Consider the following 22618-nt stretch of genomic DNA (forward strand, 5'->3'; position numbering starts at 1 on the left):
GCCGCGGCCGCTCTCTGCCCGGTTCCCGCCGGCCCTGGGCTGCGTGGCAATGGGGGTAAATAGGTCAAGACTGCCTGCAAAATCCTGTTGGGTCCGGGGGCTGGCCGTCCTGCTTTTCGAACCTTTTGCCAGCACCGTAGCGCTTATGTTGAGCGTCATTGTTCGATGCAATAAGGAGCATTGCCCATGACGCAAAAACGTGAGGTGACTCAAGTCGCCGACCCCTTGACGCAAGATCTGTTGTTGGGAGCGCTATTGGATATTACTGGTGATCTGGACAAGGCCCAGGTGCTCCAGGAAAACCTGCCGGCCTGGCTGGTGCAGGCAAAGCCTGAACTGTTGCGGGCGATTGAAGAGGCTCATGCCGAAAGCCGGCAGCCGCGTGAGCGGGCTGCGCGATTGTTAAAGCGCGTGGTGCCTCTGGAGCGGTTTTGTGCCGAGCGCTTGAGCCGGTTTCTGGCTGACAAGGGTTTCAGTTCGCTGGACATCGAATACGACCAATTGGAGGTGCCCAGGCGCGCACTCTCTGGCGTGGGGCCTGATTTGGGTGGCGCGCTGATCGAGGCCGTTCACCTTGAGAAACACAGCCTGTTGCAGGCAGCTATGCAAAATTTCCCCGCAGCCCTCGCTGAGCCCAACGGAATGCCACGGGACGCGCATATCGTTGTCGGGGCAAAGCGCAGGAGACTGCCGACCCTCAAGGCTCATGAGTTCGCGGGCTACTGTCGTGAGTTGGATCTGGGCGAGGCGTATCAAGCGCATCTGCGTGAGGTCTTCAACCTGCCGGCGCCGGAGATGTCGGTGGGCACCCTTGAGAGAGGGTACAACCCGGCGTTGAGCGATGTCGGCCGGTCCATGTGCCTGGACATGAAGCTCAACCTGCACATCGCCCATGGCAAAGGTGACATCAGTGAGTCGACGTACACACTGCTGCTTGAGGCGGTCAGGCTCGACCGCCCGGCGACAGAGGCTCGACACATGATGTTCCACCACAAGCCGCTGGTGTGGCACGGCCTGAACATTGGCGGCGCCTGTTTGTGGACGGTACTGGTGCTATGTGGCGACTCGCCGGCCGGGGGCTTGAGTGGCCCGCTGGTGGTGTACATGCCTGGGGAGCCGGTGCGCGTTGTGTACGAATACCCATCGCTGGAGGACTTCACGACCTATCTGACCCTGAAGCTGCAAGTCGGGAGCTATCGCAAGGCGTTCACCCGCTATCTGGATGAGTCCGAGCGTTTCAATTTCTTCACCCGCTTTGACCAGGACAGAACTTTGGCGCTCATGCAGCCGTTGCCAGTGACGGGCAACTTCTCTGCGTTTTTCTTCAACGCCTGCGTGGGGAAAACCCAACTGGATGCGCGAGTCCTGGCTGTGCCGGTGGTGCAGGTCGATGAAGAGGCGCGCCGGCAGCGTTTGCAGAACTACCTTGATGTGGGCTTGACCTTGCTGAATGTCGCCGGGATGGTGGTGCCGCTCTTGGGGCAACTGATGATGGGCGTGGCTGTCGGCCAGTTGCTGGGTGAGGTCTACGAGGGATTTGAGGATTGGAGGCATCATCAAAACAGCGAGGCGCTTGAGCACCTGATCAATGTGGCGGAAAACATCGCCGCCATGGCGTTGTTTGCCGCCGGCGTCAAGGCTGTGGGGGTGATCAAGCGCACCCTGTTACCGGCGTCCGAGTTTTTTGATGGGCTGGAGGCGGTCCGGTTACCCGATAATCGCACGCGCCTTTGGCGCGGTAGCCTGCGTGCGTATCGGCACTCGCTCGACCTGCGGGGCACTATTGCCAGCCCCAGGGGCCTTTACCAGGTCAACGGGCAGTCTTACGTCAAGGTGGATGGAGGGCTTTATGCAATTGCCTTTGATGGGCGCGCGGGATACTGGCGAGCGCAGCATCCGCAACGTGCAGACGCTTATCGCCCGCCCATGATCCACAACAATCAAGGAGGCTGGCAGTTTACCTTCGAGCGACCTTGGCAATGGCACGACGCGACCTACCTGCTGCAACGCCTGGACCCCAGTTTGCGGGGTTTGCCTGCGGGCCACCTGCAGGAAATTGCCGACATTACGCAGATGAGTGTGCCCCGCTTGCAGCAATTGGCCCGGCAGAACCTGCCGCTGCCGGAGCGCTTTCGCGACTGTGCGTTGCGCTATGAACGCAAGCAGACGGTGCGTGACTTGCTTTGGCAAATGGAGCACGACGAGGCGCTGGATAGCGCTACAGCGAGGGCCCAGATGCTGGCGTTGCCGTTGCTGGACGGATGGCCGCAAGGGCGCTTCTTCGAGGTATTGGACAATGAAGGCAACCTGCTTGAGCGTTACCCCGACACGGCACCTTTCGATTATGAAGACCTGAGTATCCACATCACCGAACAGGAACTCAGTGAGGGCAGTGTGATACCCAAGGTGCTGCAGGCCTTGGATCATGAAGACAAACGGCCTCTGGTGGGCAGCGTGGCAGATCTCCGTGAGGAGCAGGAGGTGTTGACCCGCAGGTTGATCGCATCGCTCAAGGAAAACCAGCATCGGGTCTACGAAGCGCTCTATCAGTCTGGGGACGTGATCGACCAGAGTGATCATGGGCTGCTCAAGGGACATTATCCCCAGTTACCGATCCGTGTGGCATGGGAGGTCATGACCCAGGCCACGGCGGCAGAACGCTGGCAATTGCGCAGCCGCGGCCGGGTGCCGCTGCGGGTGGCTCAACGGGCGCAGGAGAGGGTGGAGAGCCTGCATGAGGATCACGTCTTGATGGGCTTGTACTTGCCCGAGTTGGCCAGCGACGCGACCCTGCGTGTGGTATGCGGGTTGCTACCGTTCGTGGAGGGGTGGCCTGAGAACCTGATGTTGCAGATACGCAATCAGACCCTTGATGGCCCGCTACTGGCCCAGGTGGGGAATGAGTCGGCGACGCTTCGACGTATGGTGGTCAAGCAGAGCGCAGGATTCAGGGTCAGTGAGGACGGTGCCACGGGGCTGGGAGCGCTGACGCAAGGGCGCGAAGGTCTGTATCACGCCATTCTTGACGCCATGCCCGCCCGTGAGCGTGCCGCGCTGGGGTTGACTGGCGCCGATCAGGCTGGTCAGTTGCGCTATCGCATCGCGAGCAAGGCACAGGGTCAACGCCCTCGTCTGGCCCGTTACATCTGGCCCGACAGGCCGGTACGCCAACCCCGTCTGGCTGCGTGTGCGCAGTCGGTACCGGGTGAGCCGGTTCGCCATCCGGCAGGGTTGGTACGCAAAGTCAGAAAGCTCTTCCCGTTGTTCGATGATTTGCGTGTATCTACGTTCCTTCAGGCCCTGGGGGAGGATCATCTGAGCCGTGCAAAAGCCGTTAGGGGGCTGCAGATCCAATACGAGCAGCTGCATCGTGCACTCAAGGAGTGGCGCAAGGAAGCGGCCTGGACGATCTCGCTCCCCGACGGGCAGGTCAATCATCGACTCAATCGTTTCCAGGCGATGCAGGCTATCGAGCGCAGTTGGCAGTACGCGACGTTGTTGGCAGACGAGCAAAGCCGGAAGGTCCCCAGCCTGGTGCTGGACGGCTTGACGGTGGGGCCGTTGCCGACGTTGCCGGCAGGTGTCAGTTTTGACCATGTGCAGCAGTTGTCGCTCAGGCGCATGGAGCTCAATGACGACGTGGCTTATTTCCTCAAGCACTTCAAGGGGCTGCGCACCCTGGAGTTGAACGATAACCAGCTCACCCGCTTGCCTGAAGTGTTGGTGCAGATGCCCCACCTTCGACATCTGTACCTGGGTGGTAATCGCTTGCAAATGACGGAATACACCCGTGGCAAGCTCGCCAGCCTGAGCAATCTTAGGGTACTGAACCTGAGCGACAACCCGCTGCTGGATCCCCCGCTGGTCAGCCAGCTCTTTGATTTACGCCATCTGGCCTTGCGTGATTGCCGGCTCAAGGAGGTACCCAGGGGCTTGTGGCGGATTCCTCACCTCGAACAGGTTGATCTGCGCGGCAACGATATCGCCGACTTGCCAGGTTGGTTGTACAACGTGCCCCGGCAATTGGCGCAGGTGATCAACCTGCGACACAACCCGCTGGACCTGCGCAGTCGTCGGTTATTGCGCAACTACCGCAATAGCACCGGCGTGGGCATGGGCTTTCTGGAGGACGACCTGGGGCGCCTGAGCGAGCAAAGTGCGCGGGAACTGTGGCTGGCGGATGGCCGGGAGTCGTATTACTCCCAGAGAACCGAGACCTGGAGCATGCTGCGCGATGAACCCGGCGCAGATGGCCTGTTCAAGCTCCTGAGCGAGTTGGGTGGCACGGCAGACACCACGTATATACGCGAGGACATGAACCGACGCGTGTGGCGAGTACTGGAGGCTGCCAGTGGCGATGCCGGTTTGCGTGAGGAGATTTTCGCGCGGGCGGCAACGCCGATCAATTGTGATGACGCGGCGGCGGTCAGCTTTAGCAATCTGGAGGTTCTGGTTGAAATCCATGAGGCGTCAAAGGCGGTGGAGGGTGGCCAGGTAACCGCTGGCACATTGTTGAAGCTGGCCCGTGGCCTGTTTCGCCTGGATCAGTTGGAGCGCCTGGCGCGTCGTCACAGTGATGAACATCCGATGGTCGATCCGCTGGAGGTCAGCCTTGCGTATCGAACCGGCCTGGTCGATAGCTTCCATTTGCCGGGCCAGCCAAGGCATATGCGCTTTTCTCGCCTAGCCGGTGTGACCCAGCAGGCCCTGAGTGACGCCGAAGTGCACGTCAGGGCGGCGGAACTGTCGCCGGATTTGCAGAAGTTCGTGATCGAGCTGCCGTTCTGGCGGCATTACCTCAAGCGCACCTATGGCGGATCGTTCGAGCGCCTGAATGATCCATTCGATACGCGCATGCAGGCCGTCTTCGACCAGAGCCTGACCCTGAACGACACCGCCTATCGCAACCAAATGAACCTGATACTGCATGAGCAGCAGCAGGCCGAACAGCTTGAGTACGCACGCCTGACCCAGGAAGCGTTGAGGCAGGAAGGGTTGAGCCTGGCCTGTGAACTCCCGCTGCTGTGAGTGCGTCGGTTCAGGTGAGACGGCGGGTGGCCTGCCCACGAATCAGGCTGCGCAGGGCGAAACGGTTGGGATGACAGGCTTCGGCCACGTGCCTGGGCAAGGGCAGCGGTTCGTTATCCAGCCAGGCGGCGAGCAACTCGCCGGACAGCGGCGCGGTAATCAGGCCGCGCGAGCCGTGCCCGCTGTTCACATACAGGCCGTCGAGCCACGGGCAGGGTGTGTCGGGGACTTGGCGTGCGTCTTTGCCCAGGGCTTGATAGGCCAGGTTGAAGGCACTGGCGTCGGCCAGTGGGCCGACAATCGGCAAATAGTCGGGGCTGGTGCAACGGAACGCTGCGCGGCCCTCCAATGTCTGCGGTGCCAGGCTGTCTGCTTGCAGGCGCCGGGCCAGGTCCGGCGAAATCTCTTGCAGCAACGCCAGGTTGCTCGCATGTTCGGCGGCGGTTGGCGTCACGTCATCGCTCTTGAAGTCGAAACTGGCGCCCAGGGTGTGTTCGCCCAGGCGGGGCGGGGCGACATAGCCTTCGGCACAAACCACGGTGGCCAGCGCCCCGCTGGCTGCCGTTTGCGGCACGCGGGTGATCTGCCCGCGAATGCGCTTGAGGGGCAGCTCGGCGCAGGTAGCAAAGCGCTTGATTTCGGCGGCGCCGGCCAGGACCACCACCGGGGCACTTCCCAGCAGGCGCTCACCGTCCCAGGCCTGCCATTGGTCATCGACCTTGCGCAGTTCCAGGACGTCGTGATGGGCCAGCACTTCAATGCCGGGATGGCTGGCTTGCCACTGGCACAGGGCGGGCGGGTGAACCCAACCGCCTTCGGGGAAAAACAGCCCGCCGTGCTCCAGGCCGATGCCGGCCTGGGCCTGGGCCTGCGGCCGGTCCAGGCGGTGCAGCAAATCCCCGGCAAAGGCATCGGCCAATTGGGCCTGGCGTTCGGCCTCGCGGGCATTGAACGCCAGTTGCAGAACGCCGCAGTCGTCCCAGTCCACGCCGCGTTGCAGGTGTTCCAGCAAGCGTCGGGTATGCCCGAAACCGCTGACGATCATTTGCGATAACGCTGTGCCGTGCGCCGACAGCTTGAGATACAGTACCCCTTGCGGGTTGCCCGAGGCTTCCTGGGCCAGCCCGGCATGGCGCTCCAGCAGGCAGACCTGCCAGCCCCGCGCCGCCAGGCTGGCAGCGCTGGCGCAGCCGGCCAGGCCGGCACCGATTACCAGGGCGCGCCGCTCATGACTGGGCGTGGCGGGCCGGGCGAACCAGGGCTTGACGGCTACGGGTGGTGGCGTGTCAGTGGGCCAGCCGAGGAATTCGCCACGCAGGATTTCCCATTTGTGGCCAATGCCCGGCGTACGCTTCATTTTGAACCCGGCACCATTGAGCAGGCGACGTACCCAGCCGGTGCTGGTGAAGGTACTGATGGTCGCGCCAGGGGCGGCCAGGCGTGCCAGTTCGGCAAACAGCTCGGCGGTCCACATGTCGGGGTTTTTTGCCGGGGCAAACCCATCGAGAAACCAGGCGTCAACCTGCGCATCCAGGTGTGGCAACTGTTCCAGGGCATCGCCGATCAGCAGGGTCAGGGTGACGCGACCACCGTCCAGTAGCAGGCGTTGAAAGCCTTGGTGGATCGCCACGTACTGCGCCAGCAACGGGGTGGCGAAAGCCTGCAGCTGCGGCCAGAGAGCCAGGGCCCGCTGCAGGTCGGCCGGGCTGAGCGGGTATTTTTCCACGCTGACAAAATGCAGGCGCGCACCCGGCACCGCATGTTGTTCAAACAACTGCCAGGCGCACAGAAAATTCAAGCCGGTGCCGAAGCCGGTTTCACCAATCACCAGGCGCCCACCGTCAGGCAGTGCGGCGAATCTTTCCTGCAGACGGTTCTGCTCGATGAACACATAGCGTGTTTCTTCCAGGCCGCTCTGGTCGGAAAAATACACATCATCGAACACCCGTGAGCGTGGGCGTCCCTGGTCATCCCAGTCGAGTTGGGCGTTCTGCAGTACGGGTTTCATGAGTGGCTCGGCAAAGGCAGGGCGGCCATTCTAGCCGATCGCGAAGCGGCGATGGATCCGCGGTGGCCGTCGGCAGTGAGCGCAGGATTGATCCAAGGCAAGCGGAGCTGGAATATCCCTGCCCCTGATTGTCGCTAATCCGCTAGTCTTGACTGATCTTGGAAGGGAGCCGCCCATGTTTGAATCTGCTGAAATCGGTCACGCCATCGACAAAGAGACCTACGACGCTGAAGTACCGGCCTTGCGCGAAGCCTTGCTTGAAGTGCAGTACGAACTTGCGCAGCAAAAGCGATTCCCGGTGATCGTGCTGATCAATGGCATTGAAGGGGCGGGCAAGGGCGAGACCGTCAAACTGCTCAATGAATGGATGGACCCGCGCCTGATCGAGGTGCGCACCTTCGACCAGCAGACCGACGAAGAATTGGCCCGCCCACCGGCGTGGCGCTACTGGCGGCAGTTGCCCGCCAAAGGGCGTATGGGCGTGTTCTTTGGTAACTGGTACAGCCAGATGCTGCAGGGCCGGGTCCATGGGCAGATCAAGGATGCCAGGCTGGACCAGGCGATTGCCGGTGCCGAACGCCTGGAAAAAATGCTCTGCGACGAAGGCGCCGTGATCTTCAAGTTCTGGTTCCACCTGTCCAAGAAGCAGATGAAGGCGCGTCTGAAGGCCCTGCAGGATGACCCCCTGCACAGTTGGCGTATCAGTCCGTTGGATTGGCAGCAGTCTGCGACCTACGACAAGTTCGTGCATTTTGGCGAGCGGGTGCTGCGTCGCACCAGCCGCGACTATGCACCCTGGCATGTGATCGAAGGGGTCGATGCCCATTATCGCGGGCTGACCGTCGGCAAGATTCTGCTCGAAGGTCTGCAGAATGCGCTGAAGGCGGCCAAGGCCAAGGCCAGCGGCATGAACCCGGCACCGCTGCTGGCGTCGGTTGACCGGCGCAGTTTGCTCGACAGCCTGGACATGTCCCTGAGCCTGGACAAGGGTGACTACGAAGAACAATTGATTACCGAACAAGCACGGCTATCCGGCCTGCTGCGCGACAAACGCATGCGCAAGCATGCCCTGGTGACCGTGTTTGAGGGTAACGATGCGGCAGGCAAGGGCGGGGCTATCCGGCGGGTGGCCGCCGCGCTGGACCCGCGCCAGTACCATATCGTGCCGATTGCCGCGCCGACCGAAGATGAACGGGCCCAGCCTTATCTGTGGCGGTTCTGGCGGCAGATCCCGGCGCGTGGCATGTTCACGATATTTGATCGCTCCTGGTACGGGCGCGTGCTGGTGGAACGCATCGAAGGCTTCTGCACCCCTGCGGACTGGATGCGCGCTTATGGCGAGATCAACGATTTTGAAGAGCAACTGCGCGATGCCGGCGTGATTGTGGTGAAGTTCTGGTTGGCGATCGACAAGCAAACCCAGCTGGAGCGTTTCCAGGCGCGGGAAACGATTCCATTCAAACGCTTCAAGATTACCGAGGACGATTGGCGCAACCGCGACAAGTGGGATGACTACCGGACGGCGGTGGGTGACATGGTCGACCGCACCAGCACCGAGATTTCTTCCTGGACGCTGGTGGAGGCCAACGACAAGCGCTGGGCCCGGGTCAAAGTGTTGCGCACGATCAACCGGGCGCTGGAAGAGGCGTTCGCCAAGTCGGACAGGCACGACAAGAAGGGCAAGAAGAAATAACCCATGCTTTTGCATACGCCGGGTGAATGATTGTCGCCGTGGCCGGGAGGCGGATCTATGCTCGATTCTTCTTCCGATAACCACAACAAGAGGCAAGCCCATGCGTGAAGTAGTGATCGTCGACAGCGTGCGAACCGGCCTGGCCAAGTCCTTTCGCGGCAAGTTCAACCAGACCCGCCCCGATGACATGGCCGCGCATTGTGTCAACGCCTTGTTGAGCCGCAATGGCATCGACCCGGCCAGTGTCGAGGATTGCATCGTCGGCGCCGGCTCCAACGAAGGGGCCCAGGGCTACAACATCGGGCGCAATGTGGCGGTGCTGTCGCGCTTGGGCACCGGCACCGCAGGCATGACCCTCAACCGCTTCTGCTCCTCCGGGCTGCAGGCGATTGCCATTGCGGCCAACCAGATTGCTTCGGGGTGCAGCGATATCATTGTTGCCGGTGGCGTCGAGTCCATCAGCCTGACGATGAAAAGCGTGAATACCGACAACCTGATCAACCCATTGCTCAAGGAACAGGTGCCGGGCATCTACTTCCCCATGGGCCAGACCGCCGAGATTGTCGCTCGCCGCTATCACGTCAGCCGTGAGGCGCAGGACCTATACGCCCTGCAAAGCCAGCAGCGCACCGCCCAGGCCCAGGCCGCCGGGCTGTTCGACGATGAAATCGTGGCCATGGCGGTCAAGTACAAGGTCGAGGACAAAACCAGCGGTGAAGTGCAGATCCTAGATGGCGTGGTCGACCGCGACGACTGCAACCGCCCGGACACCACCCTGGCCAGCCTTTGCGGGCTCAAGCCGGTGTTCGCCGAGGACGGCTCGGTGACGGCGGGCAATTCATCGCAATTGTCCGATGGCGCGTCGATGACCCTGGTGATGAGCCTGGAAAAGGCCCTGGCGCTGGGGCTCAAGCCCAAGGCGTTTTTCCGCGGGTTTACCGTGGCAGGTTGCGAACCGGACGAAATGGGCATCGGCCCGGTGTTCTCGGTCCCCAAACTGCTCAAGGCCCGTGGCCTGCAAGTGGCGGATATCGACCTGTGGGAACTCAACGAGGCATTTGCGTCCCAGTGCCTGTATGCGCGCAATCGCCTGGAGATCGACAATGCCAGATACAACGTCAACGGTGGTTCGATCTCCATTGGCCACCCGTTTGGCATGACCGGGTCGCGCCAGGTCGGGCATCTGGTGCGTGAATTGCAGCGGCGCAATTTGCGCTATGGCATCGTCACCATGTGCGTGGGAGGTGGGATGGGGGCGACCGGCTTGTTCGAAGCCGTGCGCTAAAACCCAATCATGGTAGGCGCTGGCTTGCCAGCTCCTACGGTTGATGTGCGGTGTGGTTGATAAAAAACTTCGCCAAGGTTTACCCACATCCCCCTAGAATGCTGGCTCCACTACCTCTGGCTCTTGGGGCACTCATGCACATCTCTTCCGGCCGCTGGGTCTATGGTTTATCCCTGACCCTGCTGACCGCGCTGCTCTGGGGCATTCTGCCGATCAAGCTCAAACAGGTGTTGCAGGTGATGGACCCGATCACCGTGACCTGGTTTCGCCTGATGGTGTCCGGCAGTTGCCTGTTTGTGTACCTGGCCGCCGTCAAGCGCCTGCCCAGCCCGAAAGTCCTGGGCAAGCGCGGTGGCTGGCTGGTGGCGATGGCGGTATGCGGGCTGGTGGGCAACTACGTGCTGTACCTGGTCGGGCTGAAGATGTTGAGCCCCGGCACCGCGCAATTGGTGGTGCAGATGGGGCCGATTTTCCTGATGATCGCCAGTGTGTTCCTGTTCAAGGAGCGTTTCAGCCTGGGGCAGGGCGTCGGCTTGCTGGTGCTGCTCATCGGCTTTGCGCTGTTCTTCAACCAACGCCTGGCAGAGCTGTTGACGTCCCTGGGTACCTACACCGCCGGGGTGCTGACGATTCTGCTGGCGACCACCATCTGGGTGTTTTATGCCCTGGGTCAGAAGCAATTGCTGACGGTATGGAATTCGCTGCAGGTAATGATGGTGATTTACCTGTGCTGTGCATTTTTGCTGCTGCCCTGGGTGCATCCCATAGAAGTGCTGCAACTGAGCCCGTTGCAAGGCTGGCTGTTGCTGGCCTGCTGTTTCAATACGCTGATTGCCTATGGCGCGTTTGCCGAGGCGCTGGCCCATTGGGAGGCGTCGCGGGTCAGTGCGACCCTGGCGATCACGCCGCTGGTGACGTTCGTCGCAGTGGCGATCGCAGCCTGGTTGTGGCCCGACTATGTGCACGCCGAGCAGATCAACGGCCTGGGTTATGGCGGCGCGGTGTTGGTGGTGCTTGGGTCGGCCTCGGTGGCGTTGGCCCCGTCCTTGATCGCCGGGCTCAAGGCTCGGCGATCAAGGTTGATACAACCCCTGTAGGCGCCGGCAAGCCGGCGCCTACAGGAAGGGGTCAATGGCCCGCTTCGAGCATGTTCTCTGGGCGTACCCACTGGTCGAACTCGGCATCGGTGAGGTAGCCCAGCTCCAACGCCGCTTCGCGCAGTGTCAGCCCTTGGGCATAGGCTTTCTTGGCAATCTCTGCCGACTTGTCATAACCGATATGCGGGTTCAGCGCCGTCACCAGCATCAGGCCCCGTTCCAGGTGTTGGGCCATTTGCTCGGCATCCGGCTCAAGGCCGGCGATGCAATGTTCCTGGAAGTTGCGGCAGCCGTCGGCGAGCAGGCGGATCGACTCCAGCAGGTTGTGGATAATCACCGGCTTGTACACGTTCAACTGCAAATGCCCTTGGCTGGCGGCAATGCCGATGGTCACGTCGTTGCCCAATACCTGGCAGGCCAGCATCGACAGCGCTTCGCACTGGGTCGGGTTGACCTTGCCGGGCATGATCGAACTGCCCGGCTCATTGGCCGGCAGGCGTACTTCGGCCAACCCTGCACGGGGCCCCGAGCCCAGCAGGCGCAGGTCGTTGGCGATTTTCATCAGGGCCACGGCCAGGGTTTTCAGGGCGCCGGACAGGGTGGTCAGCGGTTCATGGCCTGACAGCGCAGCGAATTTGTTGGGTGCGGTGACGAACGGCAACCCGGACAGCGCGGCGATTTCTGCGGCAATCGCCTCACCAAAGCCATGGGGCGAGTTCAGGCCGGTGCCGACCGCCGTGCCGCCTTGCGCCAGTTCGTAGACGGCAGGCAGGGCACTGCGAATAGCGCGCTCGGCATAGTCCAGTTGCGCGATAAACGCCGAGACTTCCTGGCCAAAGGTGATGGGCGTGGCGTCCATCATGTGCGTTCGACCGGTCTTGACCAGCTTTATATGGCGCGCTGACAACTCCGCCAGGCCACCAGAGAGCTCACGCAGCGCCGGCAGCAACTGCTCGTGCACTGCCTGCACGGTGGCAATGTTCATGGCGGTGGGGAAGCAGTCGTTGGAACTCTGGGAACGGTTGACGTGATCGTTGGGGTGCACCGGACTTTTGCCACCACGGGGCTTGCCTGACAGCTCGTTGGCACGACCGGCGATCACTTCGTTGGCGTTCATGTTGCTCTGGGTGCCACTGCCGGTCTGCCAGACCACCAGCGGGAACTGGTCGTCGTGCTGGCCATCAAGGACCTCATCGGCGGCCTGTTCGATCAGGCGGGCGATGTCTGCGGGCAGGTCGCCATTGCGGTCGTTGACCCGCGCCGCCGCTTTCTTGATCAGGGCCAGGGCGTGCAGGACCGCCAATGGCATGCGTTGCTCGCCGATGGCGAAATTGACCAGAGAGCGCTGGGTCTGTGCACCCCAGTAGGCGTCATCCGGGACTTGTACTTCGCCCAGGCTGTCGGTTTCGATACGGCTCATCGCGGTGACTCTCCTTGTAGTCGGTTTGCGCAGTTTAGGCCCTGGAGCCACGTTTGGGTTCCATAAAAGCCTTTTCATCGGTCCGGCCCCCGCAAAACCAGGCCCTACAAGGCGTGGGGTTGAGTGCCGGCGATTTTTAGGCGCAGAATGGTCGCCCTTGGGGTCTTACCTCGCCTGCTAGAAAAGGAAACTCGATGACTCGTCTTCGTGCCATCTGTACCGCGGTTGCTCTGGTATGTGCCAGCGGCCAGGTTCTTGCCGATACCGCCAGCCACAACGCCAGTGCCGAAGCCTTCCTGACCCTGGTTCACGCAGACAAGCTGGGCACCCCGGTGTACATGCAAGTGCAGCAAATGTTCGCCCAGCGATTCGAACAGACCAAGGCGCCTGCCGCCAAGCAAACCGTGCTGGACACCTACCAGGCCAAGGCCAACGCCGCCCTGGACCAGGCCATTGGCTGGAACAAGCTCAAGCCGGACATGGTCAAGCTGTACACCAGCAACTTCAGCGAATCCGAGCTCAAGGACCTGGTTGCGTTCTACCAGTCGCCCCTGGGCAAGAAAGTCCTGGAAAAAATGCCGCAACTGACCCAGCAATCGGCCCAACTGACCCAGGCCAAGCTGGAAAGCGCAGTACCGGTCGTCAACAAGCTGTTGGAAGACATGACCAACGAGCTGACCCCCAAAGCCGCACCCGCCAAGAAGAAGTAAGCAATGACCATGCAGCAGCGTATCGAATCGGCACTTGCCGCCCTGAGCCCGGAACACCTGAGTGTGCTGGACGAAAGCCATATGCACAGCCGTGGATTGCAGACGCACTTCAAGGCCGTGCTGGTCAGCCAGCAGTTCGACGGGCTCAACCGCGTCAAGCGCCACCAGAAGGTCTACGCCACGTTGGGTGACCTGATGGGCGAGTTCCATGCGCTGGCACTGCATACCTACACGCCTGAAGAATGGGCGAAAATCGACGCAGCCCCGGCCTCGCCGACCTGCGCCGGCGGCAGCAAACACTGATACTTGCTGTTGCATAGGAGCCGGCTTGCCGGCGATAGCGACGGCTCAGCCACTGATGGTGGCGCCAGGTTGATCGCCATCGCCGGCAAGCCGGCTCCTACAATTTAGGGTGTTGTTTTGCTAGAATCCGCAACGCGCCGCTTAGCCGGCGCGTTTTTTTTTGCATCCGGTTCACCCTTTACGAGGGTAGCCACCTGGAGAGAACACCCATGACACAACCCATCGTCGTGGCGGCACTGTATAAGTTCGTCACCCTCGAAGATTACGTCGCCCTGCGCGAGCCCCTGTTGCAGGCCATGGTCGACAACGGTATCAAGGGCACCTTGCTGATCGCCGAAGAGGGCATCAACGGCACCGTTTCCGGCAGCCGCAAAGGCATTGATGGCCTGATGGCCTGGTTGAAGAACGACCCACGCATGGTCGATATCGACCACAAAGAGTCGTACTGCGACGAGCAGCCGTTCTACCGCACCAAGGTCAAGTTGAAAAAAGAGATCGTGACCCTGGGCGTCGAAGGCGTCGACCCCAACAAGAAAGTCGGTACCTACGTTGATCCACAAGACTGGAACGCCCTGATCAGCGATCCAGAAGTGCTGTTGATCGATACGCGTAACGACTATGAAGTGTCCATCGGCACCTTTGAGGGCGCGATCGATCCGAAGACCACGAGTTTTCGCGAATTTCCTGACTATATCAAAGCCAACTTCGACCCGGCCAAGCACAAGAAGGTCGCCATGTTCTGCACCGGCGGCATCCGTTGTGAAAAAGCGTCGAGCTATATGCTCAGCGAAGGGTTCGATGAGGTGTACCACCTCAAGGGCGGCATCCTCAAATACCTCGAAGAGGTGCCTCAGGCAGAGACCAAGTGGCAGGGCGACTGCTTTGTTTTCGACAATCGCGTGACCGTGCGTCACGACTTGAGCGAAGGTGACTACGATCAATGCCATGCCTGCCGTACACCGGTCAGCGTAGAGGACCGCGCATCCGAGCATTACGTGGCCGGCATCAGTTGCCCGCATTGCTGGGATAAGCTGTCGGATAAGACCCGTCGCAGTGCGATTGACCGCCAGAAGCAGATCGAACTGGCCAAGGCCCGCAATATGCCGCACCCGATTGGCTACAACTACAAGCAATCATCCACCGAGGCTTGAACCATGTCCGCGCGCCTGCTCTATGTAATGGACCCGATGTGCTCCTGGTGCTGGGGGTTTGCCCCGGTGGCCAAGGCCTTGGTTGAGCAGGCCCAGGCGGGGGGCGTGGAACTGCACCTGGTGGTCGGCGGCCTGCGCACCGGCAGTGGTGCGGCGCTGGAACCAGCCACCCGACGCTATATCCTGGAGCATTGGCAGGCGGTGACTGAAGCCACCGGCCAGCCGTTTCGCCTGGAGGGCGCCTTGCCTGATGGCTTTGTGTATGACACGGAGCCGGCATGCCGGGCCCTGGTCACCGCGCGGGGCCTGGCGCCGGATTGCGCCTGGACCTTGCTCGGGTTGATCCAGCACGCATTTTATGTCGAGGGCCGCGATGTGACCCGCGCCAGTGTGCTGGTGGAACTGGCCGAGACCGCCGGGGTGCCGCGCATTGAGTTTGCCGCGGCCTTTGACCGCGCTGAACAACATGCTGCCACGGCCGCCGATTTTACCTGGGTCCAGGACCTGGGCATTGCCGGGTTCCCCACGTTGCTGGCTGAGCGCAATGGTCAGTTGGCGTTGTTGACCAACGGCTACCAGCCGCTGTCCGAGCTGGCACCTTTGCTCGGTCGCTGGTTGGAGCGAGCTGGCTGTGCATGATCAACCCCCTGCACGTGTTGATCGACTGACCTGGGCAGAAATCCGTCGCCTGGCCCTGCGCCACAAGAAAGCCCTGTGGATTGCCAATGGTGTCGCTGTTCTGGCGACCCTGTGCAGCGTACCGATTCCCTTGCTCCTGCCCTTGCTGGTAGACGAAGTGCTGCTGGGCAATGGTGATGCTGCGTTGAAGGTGATGAACCATGCGTTGCCGGCGGCCTGGCAGCAGGCCGCCGGTTATATCGGTCTGATGCTGCTGATTACTCTGGTACTGCGCTGCGCAGCCCTGGTGTTCAACGTGGTCCAGGCGCGCTTGTTTGCGGGGCTGGCCAAGGACATTGTCTATCGCATTCGCGTGCGGCTGATCGAACGGCTCAAGCGTATTTCCCTGAGCGAGTACGAAAGCCTGGGCGGCGGCACCGTGACTACGCACCTGGTCACTGACCTGGACACGGTGGACAAGTTTGTCGGTGAAACCTTGAGTCGGTTCCTGGTGGCCACGCTGACCCTGGTCGGTACTTCCGGGATACTGATGTGGATGCACTGGAAACTGGCGCTGTTGATCCTGCTGTTCAACCCGCTGGTGATCTATGCCACGGTGCAGCTGGGCAAGCGGGTCAAGCACCTGAAGAAGCTGGAAAATGACAGCACCTCACGGTTTACCCAGGCCCTGACGGAAACCCTGGATGCCATCCAGGAAGTGCGCGCTGGCAATCGCCAGGGCTTTTTTCTCGGGCGTCTGGGGCAGCGTGCCCAGCAAGTGCGCGACTTTGCCATCAACTCCCAATGGAAAAGCGATGCTTCCAGTCGTGCCAGCGGCCTGCTGTTCCAGTTTGGTATCGATATCTTTCGCGCGGCAGCGATGCTCACGGTGCTGTTTTCCGACCTGTCCATCGGCCAGATGCTCGCGGTGTTCAGCTACCTGTGGTTCATGATCGGCCCGGTGGAACAGTTGCTGAACCTGCAATACGCCTACTACGCCGCCGGTGGAGCGCTGACGCGCATCAATGAACTGCTGGCCCGCGCCGACGAGCCGCAATATACCGGGGGCGAAGATCCGTTTACCGGGCGCGAAACAGTGGGTATCGAGGTGCGGGGCCTGGACTTTGGCTACGGCGAAGACCTGGTGCTCAACCAACTGAACCTGGCCATTGCTCCCGGCGAGAAAGTGGCGATTGTCGGCGCCAGCGGCGGCGGTAAAAGTACCTTGGTGCAACTGTTGTTGGGGCTCTACACCCCGCGGGCGGGGACGATCCGCTTCGGTGGCGCGACCCAGCAGGCGATTGGCCTGGAAACCATCCGCGAGAATGTCGCGGTGGTGCTGCAGCATCCGGCGCTGTTCAACGACACTGTGCGCGCCAACCTGACCATGGGTCGTGAGCGCAGTGATCAAGCCTGCTGGCAGGCTCTTGAAATTGCCCAGCTGGATGCTACGGTCAAAGGGTTGCCTGAGGGCCTGGACAGTATTGTCGGGCGCTCGGGGGTGCGTTTGTCCGGTGGCCAGCGCCAACGTCTGGCGATTGCCCGGATGGTGTTGGCCGAGCCAAAGGTGGTGATTCTCGACGAGGCCACTTCGGCCCTGGATGCGGCCACCGAATACAACCTGCACCAGGCGCTGGCACGGTTTCTCAGTGGGCGTACTACACTGATCATTGCTCACCGTTTGTCGGCGGTGAAGCAGGCTGATAGGGTGTTGGTGTTTGACGGCGGGCACATCGCCGAAGATGGCGACCACCAGCAACTGATAGCCGATGGCGGCTTGTACGCCAAGCTTTATGGACACTTGCAACAAGTTCGCTGAATCGATCCCGGCGCTTGGCCCTGAAGGGGTCGCGTTTGGCTTCGGCTGTGCTGTCAGGAGCAGTTTTTACTCGCCTGTGCTGATGCAAGGGATCTCATGAAGCAGAAGCGAACTCTCGGAACACCCCGGTTGCTCGGTATTGTCTGGCCCTTTATTGCTGTCGTGCTATTGCAGGCACTGCTGGGCTGCGTCAGTCTTTACGTGCTTTCGGCCGTGCGTGGCTATGTGGCGGGCGAGAGCCTGTGGTCCAAGGGCCAGAAAGACGCCATCTACTACCTGACCCTGTACGCCGACAACCGCGACCAGGCGACCTTTCTCAAATACCAGAACGCCATTGCCGTGCCTCAGGGCGGGCATGAGTTGCGGGTTGCCCTGGATCGCCCCAGCCCTGATCTGGAGGCCGCGCGCCTGGGGATCCTCAAGGGTGGCAACCACCCTGACGATGTGTCGAGCCTGATTTGGCTGTACCTGAACTTTCGCCATTTCAGCTACCTGGAAAAGGCCATCGAATTGTGGACCGTGGGCGACGGTTACCTGGTGCAACTCGATGATCTGGCGCAGGAGATGCACCGGGCAATCATCGCCAATCAGGTCAGCAGCGCCGACATCCATGCCTGGAAAGAACGCATCATCGCCATCAACGATGGCGTAACACCGGCGGCCAAGGCCTTCAGTGATGCCCTGGGTGAAGGCTCAAGGATGATTCTGCGCCTGCTGGTGACCACTAACCTGGCCACCGCCCTGGGCCTGATCGCCCTGGCATTGTTGCGCACGCGCAAGCTACTGGCCCAGCGCCATGCGTTTGCCGATGCCTTGCAGTTGGAGAAGGAGAGGGCGCAGATCACCCTGGAATCCATCGGTGACGGGGTGATCACCACCGATGTCGACGGGGCTATTGCCTACATGAACCCAGCGGCGGAATCCCTGACCCACTGGAACGCCGCCCAGGCCCAGGGCCTGCCGTTGGCCGCGTTGTTCAATCTGCTGGATGAGCATGCCCAGGCCGATGGGTTTACTTTGATCGAGCACATTCTGGGCGGCCAACTCAGCGGTGGCAGCGAGCACTCCAAGCTGATCCAGCGCCTGGATGGCAGCACCGTCTCTGTGACCCTGGTGGGCGCACCGATCCGCAGTGCCGGCAAGGTCAGCGGTGCAGTGCTGGTACTGCACGACATGACCCAGGAGCGCCAATACATTGCCAATCTGTCCTGGCAGGCAACCCATGATGCCTTGACCGGGCTGGCCAACCGGCGTGAATTCGAGTATCGCCTGGAGCAGGTGCTGCATGGCGTCGGGCGCCAGCAATCGGGGCGCCATGCCTTGATGTTCCTTGACCTGGACCAGTTCAAGCTGGTCAACGACACCTGTGGCCATGCGGCGGGCGATGAGTTGTTGCGGCATATCTGCGCCCTGCTGCAATCGGACTTGCGCGAAGGCGATACCCTGGCCCGCCTGGGGGGGGATGAGTTCGGCATTCTGCTGGAAAACTGCCCGGCGCCGGTGGCCGAAAAAATCGCCGAGAGCTTGCGACATACCGTGCAAAACCTGCACTTCGTCTGGAAAGGCCGACCGTTTGTCACCACGGTCAGTATTGGCCTGGTGCATATCTCGCACACCCCGACCACCCTGGAAACTTCATTGCGTGCCGCAGATATGGCCTGCTACATGGCCAAGGAGAAAGGTCGCAACCGGGTGCAGGTCTATCACGCCGATGACACTGAACTGTCCTTGCGCTTTGGCGAAATGGCCTGGATCCAACGCCTGCACATGGCTCTGGAAGAGGACCGTTTTTGCCTGTATGCCCAGGAAATTGCCCCCCTGGGCCACACGGAGGTGGGTGCCGGGCATATCGAAATTCTGCTGCGCCTGCACGATGAGGCAGGGCGGATCATCTTGCCTGACAGCTTTATCCCGGCCGCCGAACGCTATGGCTTGATGACCTCACTGGACCGCTGGGTGGTGGAGAACGTGTTCAAGCTGATCGCCCGTTGCATGGTCGAGCGGCCTGGCCGGCCCATGGCCATGTGTGCGATCAACCTCTCGGGCATCACCATCGGCGATGACGATTTCCTGCGCTTCCTGCGGGAGAAGTTCAACGCCTATGGCATTCCACCGGGCATGATCTGTTTTGAAATCACTGAAACCAGCGCCATTTCCAATTTGGGCAGCGCGATTCGTTTTATCAATGAGCTCAAGGCCTTGGGGTGTTGCTTTTCCCTGGACGACTTTTGTGCCGGAATGTCCTCATTCGCCTACCTTAAACATTTACCTGTAGACTTCCTGAAGATCGATGGAAGTTTCGTAAAGGATATGCTGGACGACCCGATTAACCGTGCCATGGTCGAAGTGATCAATCACATCGGCCATGTCATGGGTAAACGCACCATTGCCGAGTTTGTCGAAACGCCACACATCGAGCAGGCATTGCTTGAGATCGGCGTGGACTACGCTCAGGGCTACCTGATTGAGCGCCCGCAATTGTTTACCTTCGATAGTTTGCAGTGTCGACCTGCGCGCCCACAGCCTCTGTTATTCAGGGCGCCCGGCACGTTCCGCTGAAACAACTGCTGGTCTGTACACATCACAAATCAAAAGGAGCCCGACAGTGATCGACACATTCAGCAGAACCGGCCCGCTTATGGAAGCCTCAAGTTACCCCGCCTGGGCTCAGCAATTGATCCAGGACTGTAGCGAGAGCAAGCGCCGGGTTGTCGAACACGAACTGTACCAGCGCATGCGCGATAACAAGCTCAGTGCCAAAACCATGCGCCATTACCTGATTGGTGGCTGGCCGGTGGTTGAACAGTTCGCGTTGTACATGGCACAAAACCTGACCAAGACCAAGTTTGCCCGTCATCCTGGCGAGGATATGGCGCGACGTTGGTTGATGCGCAATATTCGCGTGGAACTCAACCATGCCGATTATTGGGTGCATTGGGCACGTGCCCATGGCGTGAGCCTGGAAGAACTGCAGGCGCAGAACGTACCGCCAGAGCTGCATGCACTGAGCCATTGGTGCTGGCACACCAGCTCGGCCGATTCGTTGATCGTTGCCATTGCCGCCACCAACTACGCCATCGAGGGGGCCACTGGGGAGTGGTCTGCGCTGGTGTGCTCGACGGGCGTCTATGCCGCAGCTTTCCCGGAGGACGATCGCAAGCGCGCCATGAAGTGGCTGAAGATGCATGCCCAGTACGACGACGCGCACCCGTGGGAAGCGTTGGAGATCATCTGCACCCTGGCGGGGATGAACCCGAGCAAGGCGTTGCAAGTGGAGTTGCGTCAGGCCGTGTGCAAGAGCTACGACTACATGTACCTGTTCCTGGAGCGCTGCATGCAGTTGGAGAAAGCCCCGGTGGCCCGTGAGCGCCAGGTGCTGGCGGCCAGCGAAGCCTGACCCAGGCAGGGTGGGGTAGTGTTTACCCCGCCATCGCCAGGCGGTTGCGGCCTTCGCGCTTGGCTACATACAACGCATTGTCGGCCCGGCGCAGCAGGCTCTCGGCCGACTCGCCCGCCAGCAGGGTTGCGCAACCCAGGCTTACCGTCAATTCGATACGGGTGGTGTCCGCCCGATATTCCTGTGTCTGCGCCGCCTGGCGCAGGCGTTCGCCGACCATCGCTGCGGCATCGCGAGCGGTGTTGGAGAGCAGGATCAGAAATTCTTCTCCGCCAAACCGAAATACCATGTCCACATTGCGCAACTGGCCCTTGATCGAGGCTGCGACGGCCTTGAGCACTTTGTCGCCCGTGGTATGGCCGTGGCTGTCGTTGATGCGCTTGAAGTGATCGATGTCGAGCATCAGTAAGGACAACGGATGCAGGTGCCGCTTTGCCATCTCGATCTCTCGGCCCAGGGTCTGGTCCATGGCGATCCGGTTACCGGTTTCGGTCAAAGGGTCGCGCAGGGCACTACGGGTCGCGGCGCGATACAGCAAGGTATTGCGCATGGGATAGAGCAGGCTGGCCAGCAGCGACTCCAGTTTGCCCTGCTCCTCTTCACTGAAGCGCTGGTTGCGGCGAAATACTAGCTCGCCCAGGTGCTCGCCCTGGTGACTAAGGCTGTAACTCACGGAATGGTGGCCGCGTTGGCCATATTCCAGGCGAAGGTCGCTGGCTTCATGGCGGTATTGCAGGGCATCCAGGGGCACCAGGCGCTGCACTTCGCGAAAGAACAGACCCAGGATCCGCTCTGCTTCCAGGCTGGTCTGCAATTGCAGGTTCAGTTGCTGGCGCAGTTGCGCGAGGCTGATGGGGCGCCGTGCGATAAGGGAAGGCTGACCAAAGCCCAGGCGTTGCAATTTGGCACTGTCAAAGTCAATTGCGTTGGTCTGGGTCGGTGTTTTCATAAGCGGGTAGGCCTCTAAGCACTGAATGCTGTCTTACAGGCTCAATGGGAGCGGCCGCTGGCGGGCGTCTTACTGTTCCTTCAGTTCCGTAAAACGTAGGTAACAGTCTAGTCCGCTTTGCCGGGGGTTATAACCCCTGATCCCATGCCGCACGTCTTGGCGTCGCGTTGCCTGCTTCAAGCAAATTGGAGCGAAAACCGTGCCATCTCGTGCGATGTTTTTTATTGCTTATAAAACAAAGGGATGGGATTTTTTTGCGAAGGAACGGTGCTGGGAATTTGGCGCCGGCCATGTGGGAGCAGGCCGGCTCCCACCTTGGGATGGTGTCGTACTCGGGGGTTATTGCGCGTCGAACGCCTGCCCATTGATCCCTGAGCTATCCGGCCCCATCAGGTACAGGTAAACCGGCATGATCTCTTCAGGCAGCGGGTTGTTGGCCGGGTTTTCTCCAGGGTAGGCCTGGGCACGCATGCTGGTGCGGGTGGCGCCGGGGTTGATGCTGTTGGCGCGCACGGCCGCAACGGTGTCGAGTTCGTCGGCCAGGGTCTGCATCAGGCCTTCGGTGGCGAATTTAGACACCCCATAAGCGCCCCAATAAGCACGACCTTTACGCCCGACGCTGCTGGAGGTGAACACCACCGAAGCGTCCTGGGACAGCTTGAGCAACGGCAACAAGGTGGCGGTCAGCATAAACATGGCGTTGACGTTGATATGCATGACGCGCATGAAGTTTTCGCCCGATAGCTGTTCTATCGGGGTGCGCGGGCCAATGATCGAGGCGTTGTGCAGCAGTCCGTCGAGGTGGCCGAATTCTTTTTCGATCATCGCCGCCAGCTCATCGTATTGATGGGGCAGGGCGGTTTCCAGATTGAACGGGATCACCACCGGTTGCGGGTGGCCGGCGGCTTCGATTTCATCATAGATCTGGGCCAGGTTGGCTTCGGTCTTGCCCAGCAACAGCACGGTGGCGCCGTGGGCGGCATAGGTCCTGGCCGCCGCTGCGCCAATCCCGCGACCGGCGCCGGTGACCAGGATGACCCGATCCTTGAGCAGTTCTGGGCGTGCGGAGTAATCAAACATAACTGACCTCAACAAAAATCATTGCAGGAGCCGGTTCGCCGGCGATGGCGGCCTTGAGAG

Annotated in this window: 15 protein-coding genes; 11 read left to right on the top strand and 4 right to left on the bottom strand. The window is 60.9% G+C overall.

Going from position 1 to position 22618, the window contains the following annotated elements; all coding sequences use genetic code 11:
• The first annotated feature begins 186 nt into the window (after positions 1 to 186).
• Entirely contained in the window at positions 187 to 5028 is a 4842-nt protein-coding gene (locus HZ99_RS26405) for an NEL-type E3 ubiquitin ligase domain-containing protein (protein ID WP_038447332.1), read from the top strand.
• A 10-nt stretch (positions 5029 to 5038) separates the two neighbouring features.
• Here the strand turns inward: HZ99_RS26405 and mnmC are convergent, their stop codons facing one another.
• Complete coding sequence (gene mnmC / locus HZ99_RS26410; RefSeq protein ID WP_038447336.1) at positions 5039 to 7036, bottom strand: bifunctional tRNA (5-methylaminomethyl-2-thiouridine)(34)-methyltransferase MnmD/FAD-dependent 5-carboxymethylaminomethyl-2-thiouridine(34) oxidoreductase MnmC; 1998 nt, start codon at positions 7034 to 7036, stop codon at positions 5039 to 5041.
• Positions 7037 to 7211: 175 nt separating this feature from the next.
• Between mnmC and pap the strand changes: the two genes are divergently transcribed.
• From pap to HZ99_RS26425, 3 genes are all read left to right on the top strand, one after another.
• Positions 7212 to 8729, top strand: coding sequence for a polyphosphate:AMP phosphotransferase (gene pap, locus HZ99_RS26415; protein ID WP_038447339.1), 1518 nt, complete (start codon positions 7212 to 7214; stop codon positions 8727 to 8729).
• A gap of 100 nt (positions 8730 to 8829) precedes the next feature.
• Positions 8830 to 10014, top strand: coding sequence for a thiolase family protein (locus HZ99_RS26420; RefSeq protein WP_038447342.1), 1185 nt, complete (start codon positions 8830 to 8832; stop codon positions 10012 to 10014).
• Positions 10015 to 10148: 134 nt separating this feature from the next.
• On the top strand, positions 10149 to 11111 hold the full coding sequence (locus tag HZ99_RS26425) for a DMT family transporter (protein ID WP_038447344.1): 963 nt from the start codon (positions 10149 to 10151) through the stop codon (positions 11109 to 11111).
• Between the two features lie 31 nt (positions 11112 to 11142).
• Here HZ99_RS26425 and HZ99_RS26430 read toward each other — a convergent pair whose 3' ends face one another.
• Positions 11143 to 12531: a class II fumarate hydratase gene (locus tag HZ99_RS26430; protein ID WP_038447348.1), complete on the bottom strand. Its 1389-nt coding sequence runs from the start codon at positions 12529 to 12531 to the stop codon at positions 11143 to 11145.
• 194 nt (positions 12532 to 12725) lie between these two features.
• On the opposite strand from HZ99_RS26430, the gene HZ99_RS26435 reads away from it, so the two are divergent.
• The 7 genes from HZ99_RS26435 (at position 12726) to HZ99_RS26465 (ending at position 20529) form a co-directional block, all read left to right on the top strand.
• On the top strand, positions 12726 to 13241 hold the full coding sequence (locus tag HZ99_RS26435) for a DUF2059 domain-containing protein (RefSeq protein WP_038447350.1): 516 nt from the start codon (positions 12726 to 12728) through the stop codon (positions 13239 to 13241).
• 3 nt (positions 13242 to 13244) lie between these two features.
• Complete coding sequence (locus HZ99_RS26440; RefSeq protein ID WP_038447352.1) at positions 13245 to 13544, top strand: BolA family protein; 300 nt, start codon at positions 13245 to 13247, stop codon at positions 13542 to 13544.
• A 209-nt stretch (positions 13545 to 13753) separates the two neighbouring features.
• Positions 13754 to 14695 carry a rhodanese-related sulfurtransferase gene (locus HZ99_RS26445; RefSeq protein ID WP_038447354.1) on the top strand — a complete coding sequence of 314 codons (942 nt, stop codon included), beginning with the start codon at positions 13754 to 13756 and terminating at the stop codon, positions 14693 to 14695.
• 36 nt (positions 14696 to 14731) lie between these two features.
• Positions 14732 to 15334 carry a DsbA family protein gene (locus HZ99_RS26450; protein ID WP_181883248.1) on the top strand — a complete coding sequence of 201 codons (603 nt, stop codon included), beginning with the start codon at positions 14732 to 14734 and terminating at the stop codon, positions 15332 to 15334.
• Positions 15327 to 17132, top strand: coding sequence for an ABC transporter ATP-binding protein (locus HZ99_RS26455; RefSeq protein WP_038447357.1), 1806 nt, complete (start codon positions 15327 to 15329; stop codon positions 17130 to 17132). Before HZ99_RS26450 ends, HZ99_RS26455 begins: the two co-directional genes overlap by 8 nt.
• A 96-nt stretch (positions 17133 to 17228) precedes the next feature.
• On the top strand, positions 17229 to 19691 hold the full coding sequence (locus HZ99_RS26460; RefSeq protein WP_038447359.1) for an EAL domain-containing protein: 2463 nt from the start codon (positions 17229 to 17231) through the stop codon (positions 19689 to 19691).
• Positions 19692 to 19770: 79 nt separating this feature from the next.
• Positions 19771 to 20529, top strand: a complete 759-nt coding sequence (locus HZ99_RS26465) for a TenA family transcriptional regulator (protein ID WP_404942443.1) — start codon at positions 19771 to 19773, stop codon at positions 20527 to 20529.
• Between the two features lie 22 nt (positions 20530 to 20551).
• Here HZ99_RS26465 and HZ99_RS26470 read toward each other — a convergent pair whose 3' ends face one another.
• Positions 20552 to 21478, bottom strand: a complete 927-nt coding sequence (locus HZ99_RS26470; RefSeq protein WP_038447364.1) for a GGDEF domain-containing protein — start codon at positions 21476 to 21478, stop codon at positions 20552 to 20554.
• Positions 21479 to 21817: 339 nt separating this feature from the next.
• A complete protein-coding gene (locus tag HZ99_RS26475; protein ID WP_038447366.1) occupies positions 21818 to 22558 on the bottom strand; it encodes a YciK family oxidoreductase in 741 nt (246 codons plus the stop codon).
• Between the last annotated feature and the right edge of the window lie 60 nt (positions 22559 to 22618).

The organism is Pseudomonas fluorescens, assembly GCF_000730425.1.
GTDB classification, from domain to species: Bacteria; Pseudomonadota; Gammaproteobacteria; order Pseudomonadales; family Pseudomonadaceae; genus Aquipseudomonas; species Aquipseudomonas fluorescens_X.

Bases quoted from the DNA above. Each gene is read 5' to 3' on its own strand.
- HZ99_RS26425 (WP_038447344.1), top strand. From the start codon at position 10,149: ATGCACATCTCTTCCGGCCGCTGGGTCTATGGTTTATCCCTGACCCTG.
- HZ99_RS26440 (WP_038447352.1), top strand. From the start codon at position 13,245: ATGACCATGCAGCAGCGTATCGAATCGGCACTTGCCGCCCTGAGCCCG.
- HZ99_RS26470 (WP_038447364.1), bottom strand. From the start codon at position 21,478: ATGAAAACACCGACCCAGACCAACGCAATTGACTTTGACAGTGCCAAA.
- HZ99_RS26405 (WP_038447332.1), top strand. From the start codon at position 187: ATGACGCAAAAACGTGAGGTGACTCAAGTCGCCGACCCCTTGACGCAA.
- HZ99_RS26465 (WP_404942443.1), top strand. From the start codon at position 19,771: ATGGAAGCCTCAAGTTACCCCGCCTGGGCTCAGCAATTGATCCAGGAC.
- pap (WP_038447339.1), top strand. From the start codon at position 7,212: ATGTTTGAATCTGCTGAAATCGGTCACGCCATCGACAAAGAGACCTAC.
- HZ99_RS26460 (WP_038447359.1), top strand. From the start codon at position 17,229: ATGAAGCAGAAGCGAACTCTCGGAACACCCCGGTTGCTCGGTATTGTC.
- HZ99_RS26435 (WP_038447350.1), top strand. From the start codon at position 12,726: ATGACTCGTCTTCGTGCCATCTGTACCGCGGTTGCTCTGGTATGTGCC.
- HZ99_RS26475 (WP_038447366.1), bottom strand. From the start codon at position 22,558: ATGTTTGATTACTCCGCACGCCCAGAACTGCTCAAGGATCGGGTCATC.
- HZ99_RS26430 (WP_038447348.1), bottom strand. From the start codon at position 12,531: ATGAGCCGTATCGAAACCGACAGCCTGGGCGAAGTACAAGTCCCGGAT.
- HZ99_RS26450 (WP_181883248.1), top strand. From the start codon at position 14,732: ATGTGCTCCTGGTGCTGGGGGTTTGCCCCGGTGGCCAAGGCCTTGGTT.
- mnmC (WP_038447336.1), bottom strand. From the start codon at position 7,036: ATGAAACCCGTACTGCAGAACGCCCAACTCGACTGGGATGACCAGGGA.
- HZ99_RS26420 (WP_038447342.1), top strand. From the start codon at position 8,830: ATGCGTGAAGTAGTGATCGTCGACAGCGTGCGAACCGGCCTGGCCAAG.
- HZ99_RS26445 (WP_038447354.1), top strand. From the start codon at position 13,754: ATGACACAACCCATCGTCGTGGCGGCACTGTATAAGTTCGTCACCCTC.